The organism is Billgrantia desiderata, assembly GCF_900108215.1.
GTDB lineage: Bacteria > Pseudomonadota > Gammaproteobacteria > Pseudomonadales > Halomonadaceae > Halomonas > Halomonas desiderata.
Map to the genome: position 1 here is coordinate 1 of NZ_FNVC01000002.1, position 12492 is coordinate 12492.

Genomic DNA, 12492 nt, shown 5'->3' on the forward strand with positions numbered 1-12492 from the left:
AATGGGCGAGGCGCCTGGTGGAACGCCGGGGCCTCGCACATGAATCAGGCCCTGCCAAGGAAGTGGTTTGATGGACTGGGCCTGATCTCGGTACTCGATACGGTAAGAGGGCTTAGCCGTTCTTCATGAACCGCCGTATACCGAACGGTACGTACGGTGGTGTGGGAGGGCGCCGGGGGTGACCCCGGCCCCTACCCGATTGCTGCCGACAGACCGGCAGGTGAATACACGGCAAAGCAGGCCCGGTTCGTGGGGCCTGCTGCTTTTGCTTTCGCTCAGGGAGCGTGTCAGGCCCAGCTGCCGTTGGCTCGGCAGGGGCCTGGCGGGTTCAATTATGGCGCATGCGCAGGATGGCGGTCAGCACGTCGCGGCGAGTCACGATGCCGCACAAGCGGCCTTGTTCGGTTACCGGGTAGACCTTGGGTTTCTGCCCCAGCATCTCCTGAGCCAGATCGGTGATGCTCTTGGTGGGCGAAACGGAGAGTACTTCGTTGCGCATCAGTTCCTTGACCAGCGGGGCTTCGTCGTTGAGATAGGCGCTCTGCAGCAGCTTGCCCAGCACGTCCTGCTCGGAAATGAAGCCGATCAGGTTGTCGTTGTCATCGACGACCGGCACGCCTGGCAGGCGATGCAGGGCCAGGCCTTCGGCCAGCGTCGTGATCGAGGTGTTGGCCGTGACCCGGTAGCAATCCCGGGACATGATCTCGCGAACGATGGTAGGAGCCCTGTTTTGCATGGCGCATCTCCTTGTTCGAGCGCTTTGAAAACACTGCGAATGCCTGTGCGAGCGAATCGCTGGTCGGGAACGAGCCAAGCCGCTTCATCTCGCTCGACGATTTGTTCAGCGCTTCCTCTTACGGATACTTTCAGCATAGCTGAATCGCTTCGGGCTTAAACAATGCCTTCAACACCTAGCCAACGCTGTGGCTGGCGGGTTGGGCGCGGTGGTTCCAGGTGCCGGAACATGCACGGGGTCAGGCGAATCCAACCCTTGAGAAGGGATAGGCTAGGCACTTTTTCATGCAGCGCCTAGTTTGAGAGGTGGAGCTGGCGCACCCGATACCGTGGCGGGTGATGGAGGAGCAGATGGACGCGCGTGAATATCTGGCCCGCAAGGGCCTCGATGGCAGTCGTGACGAGGAGCGTCCCAATACGCTGGAAGAGAAGGCATGGGAGCGTGCTCGCCAGGCCGGTGGGCACCAGCCTCGGGCCGGCACCCCCCACGACTGGGAGGATTGGGAGCGCTATCACGATGCGCTGGCGGAAGGGGCGGAGAGTATCGATCAGAAGATCGACCACGAGGCGCATCGGCGGGCCCTGGAGATCGAACAGAGGCAGCGTGAAGCGGCGGAGGCAGTGCAGCACTATGTGCCGGCCGGTGATGACGCTTCGGCTAGCCATGGCGCTTCAGGCGGTGATGCCGAGCCGACGGCGGCTGCACGCGGCGCAGCGTCATCGTCGCCAGGTGTGCCACCATCCGCATCGACCGAGCCGATGCCTCCAGCGCTGCGCTTTGCCTTCAAGACGCTTGCCATTCTGCTGCCGCCCTTGGCCGTGGGCCTCTCCCAGGGTGGCGCCAAGCGAGTCGTCTACAGCCTGGCATTGACCCTGCTGGGATGGGTGCCGGGCTGCATTTACGCCTGGGTGTGGTTGAAGCGCCGGCTCGGGTGATGCCCTTCCCGGGCCCCATGACAGGAGCCACCTGCGTACTGGGCTCCATTTTCGTTTGCGAATAGTGAGGTTGAAAACGAAAGCGGTATGCTCGGGCTCGCACGCCGTAAGCTGCTATTCGCAGCACTTTGCAAAGGGAATCGCAAGAGCAATTCCATAGACTAAGGTCTAGGTGTCTTGGCGAACATGCCTGTTGCCCTCTAATGATCGTTAAGCTAGTCTCGCTATCGTAAACGAACATTTGGGGCTGTTTTTGATTGAAATCGAACATTTGACCGAGTGGTTAGTTTTCGTTTCGATCAGCCAGAGCCTCATCTTCGACCCACAAGAATAATCGGGGCGAGGCTAATGTCCTACCTGCTTTCCATCGATCAAGGCACGACCAGCTCGCGCGCCGTGCTCTTCGATCGCACCATGAACCCGCTGGCCATCGCTCAGCAGGAGCTCGCTCAATCCTTTCCCGACGATGGCTGGGTGGAGCACGACGCCGAGACCATCTGGCAGACGGTCATCGGGGTCTGCCGCGAGGTTCTGCAGCGCACCGGCGTTGCGCCCCGAGACATCGCCGCAATCGGCATCACCAATCAGCGTGAGTCCACCGTGGTCTGGGATCGTGCCACCGGCGAACCGATCCATCCCGTGATCGTGTGGCAGGATCGGCGCACGGTGGCGCACTGCGATGCGCTCAATGCCGCGGGACATGCCGAGCTGGTGCGCGAACGCACCGGGCTGCTGATCGACCCCTATTTCTCCGCCACCAAGCTGGCCTGGGTTCTCGACAACGTGCCCGGGGCGCGCCAACGGGCCGAGCGCGGCGAGCTGGCCTTCGGCACCGTCGACAGCTACCTCGTGTGGCGTTTGACCGGCGGCCGGCACCACGCGACCGATGCCACCAACGCCTCGCGCACGCTGCTGTTCAATATTCACACCCAGCAGTGGGATGCCGAGCTGCTGGCACTGTTCGACATTCCTGCCGCGGTGTTGCCCGAGGTGCGGGACTCCAGCGACGACTATGGCTGCACCGAGCCCGGCCTGTTCGGCCACGCCGTTCCCATCACCGGCGTGGCCGGCGACCAGCACGCCGCGCTGGTCGGGCAGGCGTGCTTCGAGCCCGGCATGGTCAAGAGCACCTACGGTACCGGCTGCTTCATCATGCTCAACACCGGTGAGCAGGCGGTGAGCTCGAACAACCGGTTGCTGACCACTCTGGCGTACCGGATCGATGGCGTTCCCACCTATGCCCTGGAGGGCAGCATCTTCGTGGCCGGGGCCACGGTGCAGTGGCTGCGCGACGGGCTCAGGCTGTTCGATGACGCCGCCGAGACCGAGCGCCTGGCCGAGCAGACCCGGGCGGGCAGCGGCGTCTATCTGGTGCCCGCCTTCACCGGATTGGGGGCGCCGCACTGGGACTCGCGTGCCCGCGGGGCGATCTTCGGTCTCACCCGCGATACCGGCATTGCCGAGCTGGTGGCCGCCGGGCTGCGCTCGGTGTGCTTTCAGACGCGCGATCTCCACCGCTGCATGGAGCAGGACGTCGGCCTCGGCCAGGGCAGGCTGCGGGTCGACGGCGGCATGGTCGCCAACGGCTGGCTGATGCAGTGCCTGGCCGATGTGCTGGGACAGGAGGTCGACCGCCCGGTGGTTCGCGAAACCACGGCCCTGGGAGCGGCCTATCTGGCGGCGCTGGGCATCGGCTGGTACCGCTCGCTGAACGAGCTGGCGGCCAGTTGGCAGTGCGAGCGCACTTTCTTTCCCCGCATGCCGGCTGATATCCGCGAGTCGCTCTATGTCGGCTGGCAGGTGGCCGTGGAGCGGGTGAAGAGCGAGCGCGATCTTTCTCCCCGGTGTGCGACGGAGCACGCATTGTCGCTTGCCGGTTAGAGCCCGCCTGGGCTCATCCACGACTCAATAACGACGACAAAGAGTTCAGCATGTCCTTGATACTTGAAAACATCGATCACGTGGTCAACGGGGCCGTGCATATCGAGGGCGTCAACCTCGAGTTGGCGCCCGGCTCCTTCAACGTGCTGCTGGGGCGGACCCTGGCCGGCAAGACGACGCTGATGCGCATCATGGCCGGTCTCGAGCCGCCCACCCGCGGCAGGGTGCTGATGCACGGCGAGGACGTCACGCGCACCTCGGTGCGCAAGCGCAACGTCTCGATGGTTTATCAGCAGTTCATCAACTACCCGGCCATGACCGTTTACGACAACATCGCTTCGCCGCTCAAGCTGGCGCGGGTGTCGCGAGAAGAGATACGCCGGCGGGTTCACGAGACGGCCAGCATGCTGCACATCGAGCATCTGCTGGATCGCTACCCGGCGGAGCTCTCCGGCGGCCAGCAGCAGCGCACCGCCATGGGCCGGGCGCTGGTCAAGGATGCCGATCTGATCCTGTTCGACGAGCCCCTGGTCAACCTCGACTACAAGCTGCGCGAGGAATTCCGCGAGGAGCTGCGCGAGCTGTTCAAGGCGCGCAACTGCATTGCCGTCTATGCCACCACCGAGCCCAACGAGGCGCTGGCGCTGGGCGGGCACACCGCGGTACTGCACGAGGGGCGCCTGCTGCAGTACGGCCCCACCGAAGATGTCTATCACCGTCCGCGCGACGTGCTCACCGCCGAGATGTTCTCCGAACCGCCGATCAACGTGGTGCCGGCCATCGTCTCGGGCACGGAGGTGACCTTCGACCGCAACGTGCACTTTCCTCTCAATCGCGATCTGGCGGGCCTTTCGCCGGGGCAGTACCAGTTCGGCGTGCGGGCCTCCCATATCGGGCTCGAGCGCCAGGCCAAGGACGATCTCGAACTCGAGGTGCAGGTCGACATCGCCGAGATCAGCGGCTCGGAAACCTTCCTGCACGTGCGCAACGAGCTGTTCCACCTGGTGCTGCATCTCACCGGCGTGTACGAGTTCGCCGTGGATCAGCCGCTCAAGGTCTACTTCCCGACCCACAAGATCTATGCCTTCGACCGGAATGGCGACGTCGTGCACATTCCGTCTCGGCCAGGAGCGCACTGATGGCCCAGATAACTCTCAAGTCGCTGGCGCACAGCTATTCGCCCAGCCCCTCGGGTCCCGAGGATTACGCCATTCGCGAAATGGAGCACGTGTGGCACCAGGGCGGCGCCTATGCCTTGCTGGGGCCCTCCGGCTGCGGCAAGTCGACCCTGCTCAACATCATCTCGGGCCTGCTGACACCTTCGGATGGCCAGGTGCTGTTCGACGACCGGGTGGTGAACGAGCTGGCCCCCGAGGAGCGCAACATCGCCCAGGTGTTCCAGTTCCCGGTGGTCTACGACACCATGACCGTGTACGACAATCTGGCCTTCCCGCTGCGTAACGTGGGCACGCCGGCGGCCAAGATTCGCGAGCGCGTGGCTGAAGTGGCCGACGTGCTCGATCTCACCTCGCTGCTCAAGCGCAAGGCGCGCAACCTCACCGCCGACGAGAAGCAGAAGGTCTCCATGGGGCGTGGCCTGGTGCGCGACGACGTCTCGGCGATCCTCTTCGACGAGCCGCTCACGGTGATCGACCCCCAGCTCAAGTGGAAGCTCCGGCGCAAGCTCAAGGAGATCCACGAGCGCTTCAACATCACCATGATCTACGTGACCCACGATCAGCTCGAGGCCTCGACCTTCGCCGACAAGATCGCCGTGATGTACGAGGGCCAGGTGGTGCAGTTCGGCACCCCGCGCGAGCTGTTCGAGACGCCGGCACACACCTTCGTTGGCTACTTCATCGGCAGCCCCGGCATGAATCTCATGGAGGTGGCGCGCACCGAAGAGGGCGTACGTACCGGCACCGTCGATCTGACGCTGCCGCCCGCTCTGCGCAATGCCATTCATCGCTCCCGCTCGCGCAACATCAAGCTCGGCATTCGCCCGGAGTTCGTCGAGGTGCTGACGGAGCCGGGTGAAGCCAGCTACCCCGTCGAGATCGACAACGTGCAGGACCTCGGCACCTACCGCATCGTGTCGTTCACCTTCGCCGGCATGCCGTTCCGGGCGCGCCTGGGAGAGGATCGGCCGTTGCCACGGCGCCATGCCTACGTCCGCTTCCCCGAAGCGTGGCTGAACCTGTACATCGACGAGTTCCGCGTGGAGGTGGGGCAATGAACAAGGTCTACAACAACCGGGCGTGGTTCCTGATCCTGCCCATGCTGATGCTGGTGGCATTTTCCGCCATCATCCCGTTGATGACGGTGGTCAACTACTCGGTACAGGACGTGTTCGATGCCAACACGCGTTTCTTCACCGGTACCGAGTGGTTCGAGGTGATGCTCAACGATCCTGCCTTGCAGGCGGCGCTGCTGCGTCAGTTCGCCTTCTCCTTCACCATCCTGGCCATCGAGGTGCCGCTGGGTATCGGCATCGCCCTGCTGATGCCAAAGCGCGGCTGGCAGGCCTCGGCGGTGCTGATCCTGATCACGCTGCCGCTGCTGATCCCGTGGAACGTGGTAGGCAGCATCTGGCAGCTCTTCACCCGCGGCGACATCGGCCTGATGGGGGTGGGCATCCGCGAGCTGGGCTACGCCTACAACATCACCCGTAACCCTGCCGATGCCTGGGCCACCATCATTCTGATGGACGTGTGGCACTGGACCCCGCTGATCGCTCTGCTGTGCTACAGCGGCCTGCGCTCGATTCCCGACGCCTACTATCAGGCCGCGCGTATCGACCGGGCTTCCAAGTGGGCGGTGTTCCGCTACATCCAACTGCCCAAGCTGACCAACGTGCTGGTGATCGGCGTGCTGCTGCGCTTCATGCACTCCTTCATGATCTACGCCGAGCCGTTCGTGCTCACCGGCGGCGGGCCGGGCAGCTCGACCACCTTCCTCAGCCAGTCGTTGACCACCATGGCGATCGGTCAGCAGGACCTGGGCCCCTCGGCGGCGTTCTCGCTGATCTACTTCCTCATCATCCTGCTGGTTTGCTGGGTCTTCTACACCGCGATCATGAACAGCCAGAAAGACAACACCACTCAGGGAGGAGCCTGACATGACCAGCTCCGTACCGACCACCCCCGAAAGCGTGCGCAAGCAGGCCGCCGAAGCCGCCGCCCTGCGCCGCAAGCGGGCGCGTAACGTCACCACCCGTTGGCGCCGCCGCACGCTGCTCGGTCTCTATCTCGTGTTCGTGATGCTGCCGATCTACTGGCTGCTCAACCTGTCGTTCCAGACCAACAGCGAGATTCTCGGCAGCTTCTCGTTCTGGCCGCAGAACTTCACCGTGGCCAACTATGCGCGCATCTTCACCGATGCCAACTGGTACATGGGCTACGTCAACTCGCTGGCCTACGTGCTGATGAACATGCTGATCAGCATCTCGGTGGCGCTGCCGGCAGCCTATGCCTTCAGCCGCTTTCGCTTCATCGGTGACAAGCACCTGTTCTTCTGGTTGCTGACCAACCTGATGGCGCCGCCGGCGGTGTTCCTGCTGCCGTACTTCCAGCTCTACTACTCGGTCGGCCTGTTCGATACCCATATCGCCGTGGCGCTGGCTCACTGCCTGTTCAACATTCCCCTGGCGATCTGGATCCTCGAAGGTTTCATGAGCAGCGTGCCCAAGGAGGTCGACGAAACCGCCTATATCGACGGTTACAGCTTCCCGCGCTTCTTCGTGACCATCTTCCTGCCCATGATCCGCTCGGGCATCGGCGTGACGCTGTTCTTCCTGTTCATGTTCTCGTGGGTCGAGCTACTGCTCTCCCGCACCCTGACCGCTACCAACGCCCAGCCCATCGCCTCGATCATGACGCGTACCTCGACGGCCTCGGGCATCGACTGGGGCACCCTGGCCGCGGCCGGCGTGCTGACCATCATCCCGGGCATCGTGGTGGTCTACTTCGTGCGCAATCACATCGCCAAGGGCTTTGCCCTGGGCCGTACCTGAAGGGGAGGGAACGACGATGGAATGGATGGTCTGGACTCTGCCCACGGCAATCTTCTTCTCCGTCATCGCCGCGATCCTGCTCGGCATGACGACCTGGGAACTGGTGTCGCCCAGCGTGGAACGGCGCGGCTTTCTGCCGATTGCCACCACCCGCGGCGACCGGCTCTTCATCGGGCTGCTCTCCGCTGCCTATATCCACCTGGCAGTGGTCGGCTTCACCGATATCTCGATTTGGTTTGCCCTGGGGGCTTCCGTCCTCTGGTTGCTGGTGCTGATGCGCTGGGGCTGAACCAAGGCCGTACGGACGATAAAGGTGTCAAGGATGACTCACAACACGCAGAACGAGGTCAACATGAAGAATAAAAGGATCCAACTGACGGCTATCGCGGGCAGCCTGCTGCTCGCCTCGGCCGCCCTGCACGCCCAGACAGACGATGCCCGCGCGATCGCCGAACGACTGGTCGATACGCACTTCCAGAACTCCACGCTCTCGAGGGAGGAGCAGATCGAGGAGCTGCTGTGGTTCGCCCAGGCCGCCGAGCCGTTCCGCGGCATGCAGATCAATACCGTGGCCGAGGGTCTGACCACCCACGTGTGGGAGCGCGACGTGCTGGCGCCGGCCTTCGAGGAGCTCACCGGCATCCGCGTCACGCACAACATCATCGGCGAGGGCGACCTGGTCGATAACATGCAGACCCAGATGCAGACCGGGCGCAACATCTACGACGGCTACATCAACGACTCGGATGCCATCGGAACCCACATCCGCTACGGCACCACCATCAACCTGTCCCAGGCGATGGAGAACGAGTGGGCCGACTTCACCTTGCCGACCCTGGATCTGGACGACTTCATCGGTATCCAGTACACCACCGGCCCCGACGGCAGCATCTATCAGCTGCCGGCCCAGCAGTTCGCCAACCTCTACTGGTTCCGCTACGACTGGTTCCAGCGCGAGGATTTGCAGGAGCAGTTCCGCGAGATCTACGGCTACGACCTGGGCGTGCCGACCAACTGGACCGCCTACGAGAACATCGCCGAGTTCTTCACCGAGCACGTGGGCGAGATCGACGGCGTGCGGGTCTACGGTCACATGGACTACGGCCGTCGCGACCCCTCGCTGGGCTGGCGCTTCCACGACTCCTGGCTCTCCATGGCCGGCATGGGCAGCCCCGGCATCCCGTTCGGTAACCCGGTGGACGACTGGGGCATCCGGGTCGACGAGGAGAGCCGTCCGGTCGGCGCCAGTGTCAGCCGTGGCGGCGGCACCAACGCGCCGGCTTCCGTGTTCGCCATGCAGAAGGCGGTGGACTGGCTGCGTGACTATGCACCGCCCGAGGCTCAGGGCATGACCTTCGGTGAGGCCGGCCCGGTTCCCGCCCAGGGCAACATCGCCCAGCAGATCTTCTGGTACACCGCCTTCACCGCCGACATGATCGACCCCAGCGTGGCGGTCACCGACGACGAGGGCAATCCGCTGTGGCGCATGGCGCCGTCGCCGGTCGGGCCGTACTGGGAAGAGGGTATGAAGGTCGGCTATCAGGACGTGGGTTCCTGGACCTTCTTCGACTCCACGCCTGAGGATCGCCGTACCGCGGCCTGGCTGTTCGGTCAGTTCACCGTGGCCAAGACGGTCTCGCTGGAGAAGCTGATGGCGGGTCTCACGCCGATCCGCGAGTCGGACATCTTCTCCGACCAGATGACCGAGATGGCGCCGCGCCTGGGCGGTCTCGTCGAGTTCTATCGCAGCCCCAACGAGTCGATGTGGACGCCGACCGGCACCAACGTGCCCGACTATCCGCGCATGGCACCGCTGTGGTGGCAGAACCTGGCGCCGGTCATCAGCGGCGAGATCTCGCCTCAGGAGGGGCTCGACAACCTGGCCGGCGCCATGGACAACATCATGGCGCGCCTGGCCCGGGCCAACGTGTTCGAGGCCTACCCGCCGGTGCTCAACGAGGAGCGCGACCCGGAGTACTGGCTGTCGCAGCCGGGTGCCCCCAAGGCCAAGCTCGACGACGAGATGCCGCAGGGAACCACCATCCCTTACGACCAGATGATGGAAGAGTGGATGGCCGCCGGTACACGTTGATGCCGACTCGAGTCCGGCGCAGCGGCTAGGTGCGCCGGGCTCCGCAACCATTATTCGTGTTTCCGGTAGCCCGTCCGGGTCATTCCAGGCCCCGTTCGGCGCTCGCCGAGCGGGGCCTTTGTCTTCGAAAGGTCCGCACATGGAACTGCGTAGCAGCAATATCGACAAGCTGGGCGGCGAGGTCTTCGACGTCCTGATCGTGGGCGGCGGCATCAACGGCGCGTCTGCGGCGGCGGCTCTGGCCGGCAAGGGCGTTCGTGTCGCCCTGATCGAGCGCGGCGACTTCGCCGGCAGCACCAGCATGCACTCCTCCAATCTGGTGTGGGGCGGCATCAAGTACATGGAGAGTCGCGACTTCGCCCTGGTGCGCAAGCTGTGCCGGAGTCGCAACCACCTGATCAAGAGCTATCCCTCCACGGTGCAGGAGATCCGCTTCCTCACCACCATCACCCGGGGATTTCGCTACCACCCGCGCTATCTCTGGGCCGGCGCCTGGCTCTACTGGCTGATCGGCAACGGCTTCACCCGCATACCGCGCTTTCTTTCGCCTCAGGCGATAAGCGACAACGAGGCGATCATCGACACCGGCAGCGCCGTTGGCGGCTTCGAGTACTCCGACGCCTATCTGCACGACAACGATGCCCGTTTCGTCTTCAACTTCGTGCGCGGGGCGCTCAACTACGGCGCCGTAGCGGTCAACTACGTCGAATCGCTGGGTGCCCGGCGCGAATCGGACGGTTGGCTGACCCGTGTGCGCGACGTCATGTCGGGCAGGGAGCTGGAGGTGCGTTCGCGGGTGTTGATCAATGCCGCCGGCCCCTGGGTCGACGAGCACAACGCGCTCACCGGTCAGTCGACCAACCATCGCCACGTCTATTCGAAGGGCATTCACCTGATCGTGCCGCGGCTGACCGACAGCCAGCGGGTGCTGGCCTTCTTCGCCGACGATGGCCGGCTGTTCTTCGTCATCCCCATGGGGCCGCGAACCTGCATCGGTACCACCGATACCCGGGTCGAGCGCCCGGAAGTGGTGGCGACGCAGGAGGACATCCGCTTCGTGCTCGACAACATCAACAAGCGGCTGCGGCTCGAGCGGCCGCTGGATCAGCAGGACATCATCTCCATTCGCTGCGGCGTGCGCCCCCTGGCGGTCAAGGCTACGGGCGGCGGCGAGCGCGACTTCCTGCAGCTTTCGCGCAAGCATGCCATCGACATCAATTCTCACGACGCCCATCTGAGCATCTTCGGCGGCAAGCTGACCGATTGTCTCAACGTCGGCGAGGAGGTGGTCGAGGCGGTGAACCGCATGGGGATCGAGGTGCCGTTCCCGAAGCACCGCTGGTACGGCGAGCCACCCGATCAGGTGCGCCGGGAATTTTTGCACCAGGCCAGGCTGATGCGACTCGACGATCTCACCGCGCAAGCGTCGTCCGAGCCGCTCTCGACCCGGCTGTGGCGGCGCTACGGCACCCACGCGCTGGAGATGCTCGAGGAGATTCGCGAAGACCCCCGCCAGGCCGAAGTGCTGATCGAGGGCACCGAGTACCTGCGCTGCGAACTACACTACGCCAAGCGACGGGAGATGATCACGCGGCTGGAGGACTTCCTGCGGCGGCGTTCCAAGATCGCCCTGGTGGTACATGAGGAGGCGATGCGTCGTTCTCCGGGGCTGCGCGAGGCCTGTACGATCCTGTTCGGCGAAGAGGCCGATGCGCGTCTGGAGGAGTACTTCGCCACCACCCGGCGCGAGCGCAGCGAGGCCGCCGCCGTCGAGCGGGCTGCCACGGTCGCCTCCGCGAGCGCAGCGCTAGCGGAGCCGGGAGCCGAGCCGGGACGCCAGGCGTCGCATTGATGTGCGGCGGGTTGGCAGTATAATCCGCGTCAACTCAAATCGAATGCGAGGTTGACCGTGGGCTACTTGATCGGCGTTACCGCGCTCTGGGCCTTCTCGTTCTCGTTGATCGGCGTCTATCTGGCCGGTCAGGTGGACAGCTATTTCGCGGTGCTGGTGCGTGTGGCGCTGGCGGCCCTGGTGTTCCTGCCGTTCCTGCGGCCCAGGCTGCTGGTCGGCCGCCAGCGGCTGGCGCTGATGGGCCTGGGCGCCGTGCAGCTGGGCGTGATGTACATCTTCTTCTACCAGTCCTTCCTGCTGCTCACGGTGCCGGAGGTGCTGCTCTTCACCATCTTCACGCCGCTCTACGTGACGCTGCTCGACGATGCGCTGTTCGGCCGCTTCACGCCGTTCTACCTGCTCACCGCCGCCTTGGCGGTAGTGGGGGCGGCGGTGATCCGCTACGACGGTATCGACAGCGGCTTCCTGCTCGGTTTCCTGGTGGTCCAGGGGGCCAACCTCTGCTTTGCGCTGGGTCAGGTGGGCTATCGACGCCTCTCCGCGGACCTGCCCGCCGAGCTGCCGCGTCACAGCGTCTTTGCCTGGTTCTATCTCGGCGCGCTGGTCGTGGCGCTGCCGGCCTTCGCCCTGCTCGGCAACGCCGCGGCGCTGCCCACCACCGGCGTGCACTGGGGCGTGCTGGCCTGGCTGGGGCTGGTGGCGTCCGGGCTTGGCTACTTCTTCTGGAACCTGGGGGCGACCCGGGTCGATGCCGGCGCCCTGGCGATCATGAACAACGCGCTCATCCCGGCCGGCCTGCTGGTCAATCTGGTGATCTGGAACCGCGATGCCGATCTGGTGCGGCTGGGGCTGGGCGGGGCGATCATCGTCGGCTCCCTGGTGCTCAACGAGTGGTGGCTGCGGCGTCGCGCTGCCGCTACCGCCTGAGACGCGTTTGCCCGTCCTGCCCACTGTCTCCATAATGAACGCCCACGACGCGAGAGG

General features: G+C 64.5%; 11 protein-coding genes. 10 read left to right on the plus strand and 1 reads right to left on the minus strand.

The window, feature by feature from the left end; translation table 11 throughout:
- Positions 1 to 328: 328 nt before the first annotated feature.
- Positions 329 to 736, minus strand: coding sequence for a CBS domain-containing protein (locus C4S71_RS02365; RefSeq protein WP_086511664.1), 408 nt, complete (start codon positions 734 to 736; stop codon positions 329 to 331).
- Between the two features lie 350 nt (positions 737 to 1086).
- Here C4S71_RS02365 and C4S71_RS02370 point away from each other — a divergent pair, with 350 nt between their 5' ends.
- From C4S71_RS02370 to C4S71_RS02415, 10 genes are all read left to right on the plus strand, one after another.
- On the plus strand, positions 1087 to 1671 hold the full coding sequence (locus C4S71_RS02370; RefSeq protein WP_103968090.1) for a YqaE/Pmp3 family membrane protein: 585 nt from the start codon (positions 1087 to 1089) through the stop codon (positions 1669 to 1671).
- A 348-nt stretch (positions 1672 to 2019) separates the two neighbouring features.
- Complete coding sequence (glpK, locus tag C4S71_RS02375; protein WP_103968091.1) at positions 2020 to 3552, plus strand: glycerol kinase GlpK; 1533 nt, start codon at positions 2020 to 2022, stop codon at positions 3550 to 3552.
- A 50-nt stretch (positions 3553 to 3602) separates the two neighbouring features.
- Positions 3603 to 4691, plus strand: a complete 1089-nt coding sequence (locus tag C4S71_RS02380; RefSeq protein ID WP_103968092.1) for an ABC transporter ATP-binding protein — start codon at positions 3603 to 3605, stop codon at positions 4689 to 4691.
- Positions 4691 to 5788: an ABC transporter ATP-binding protein gene (locus C4S71_RS02385; RefSeq protein ID WP_103968093.1), complete on the plus strand. Its 1098-nt coding sequence runs from the start codon at positions 4691 to 4693 to the stop codon at positions 5786 to 5788. The genes C4S71_RS02380 and C4S71_RS02385 overlap by 1 nt, the downstream gene beginning before the upstream one ends.
- The gene (locus C4S71_RS02390; protein ID WP_086511669.1) at positions 5785 to 6669 is read left to right on the plus strand and encodes a carbohydrate ABC transporter permease; all 885 of its coding nucleotides are present in this window, start codon (positions 5785 to 5787) and stop codon (positions 6667 to 6669) included. The genes C4S71_RS02385 and C4S71_RS02390 overlap by 4 nt, the downstream gene beginning before the upstream one ends.
- 1 nt (position 6670) lies before the next feature.
- Positions 6671 to 7564, plus strand: coding sequence for a carbohydrate ABC transporter permease (locus C4S71_RS02395; protein ID WP_103968094.1), 894 nt, complete (start codon positions 6671 to 6673; stop codon positions 7562 to 7564).
- 16 nt (positions 7565 to 7580) lie between these two features.
- A complete protein-coding gene (locus tag C4S71_RS02400; RefSeq protein WP_086511671.1) occupies positions 7581 to 7853 on the plus strand; it encodes a DUF2160 domain-containing protein in 273 nt (90 codons plus the stop codon).
- Positions 7854 to 7886: 33 nt separating this feature from the next.
- Positions 7887 to 9656, plus strand: coding sequence for an ABC transporter substrate-binding protein (locus tag C4S71_RS02405; RefSeq protein ID WP_422666833.1), 1770 nt, complete (start codon positions 7887 to 7889; stop codon positions 9654 to 9656).
- A 139-nt stretch (positions 9657 to 9795) separates the two neighbouring features.
- On the plus strand, positions 9796 to 11508 hold the full coding sequence (locus C4S71_RS02410; protein ID WP_103968095.1) for a glycerol-3-phosphate dehydrogenase/oxidase: 1713 nt from the start codon (positions 9796 to 9798) through the stop codon (positions 11506 to 11508).
- Between the two features lie 57 nt (positions 11509 to 11565).
- Positions 11566 to 12435, plus strand: coding sequence for a carboxylate/amino acid/amine transporter (locus C4S71_RS02415; protein ID WP_086511677.1), 870 nt, complete (start codon positions 11566 to 11568; stop codon positions 12433 to 12435).
- Positions 12436 to 12492: the final 57 nt, after the last annotated feature.

What these genes read in the sequence shown, in the direction of transcription:
- C4S71_RS02365 (WP_086511664.1), bottom strand. Translation starts at nt 736, where the DNA reads ATGCAAAACAGGGCTCCTACCATCGTTCGCGAGATCATGTCCCGGGAT.
- C4S71_RS02370 (WP_103968090.1), top strand. Translation starts at nt 1,087, where the DNA reads ATGGACGCGCGTGAATATCTGGCCCGCAAGGGCCTCGATGGCAGTCGT.
- glpK (WP_103968091.1), top strand. Translation starts at nt 2,020, where the DNA reads ATGTCCTACCTGCTTTCCATCGATCAAGGCACGACCAGCTCGCGCGCC.
- C4S71_RS02380 (WP_103968092.1), top strand. Translation starts at nt 3,603, where the DNA reads ATGTCCTTGATACTTGAAAACATCGATCACGTGGTCAACGGGGCCGTG.
- C4S71_RS02385 (WP_103968093.1), top strand. Translation starts at nt 4,691, where the DNA reads ATGGCCCAGATAACTCTCAAGTCGCTGGCGCACAGCTATTCGCCCAGC.
- C4S71_RS02390 (WP_086511669.1), top strand. Translation starts at nt 5,785, where the DNA reads ATGAACAAGGTCTACAACAACCGGGCGTGGTTCCTGATCCTGCCCATG.
- C4S71_RS02395 (WP_103968094.1), top strand. Translation starts at nt 6,671, where the DNA reads ATGACCAGCTCCGTACCGACCACCCCCGAAAGCGTGCGCAAGCAGGCC.
- C4S71_RS02400 (WP_086511671.1), top strand. Translation starts at nt 7,581, where the DNA reads ATGGAATGGATGGTCTGGACTCTGCCCACGGCAATCTTCTTCTCCGTC.
- C4S71_RS02405 (WP_422666833.1), top strand. Translation starts at nt 7,887, where the DNA reads ATGACTCACAACACGCAGAACGAGGTCAACATGAAGAATAAAAGGATC.
- C4S71_RS02410 (WP_103968095.1), top strand. Translation starts at nt 9,796, where the DNA reads ATGGAACTGCGTAGCAGCAATATCGACAAGCTGGGCGGCGAGGTCTTC.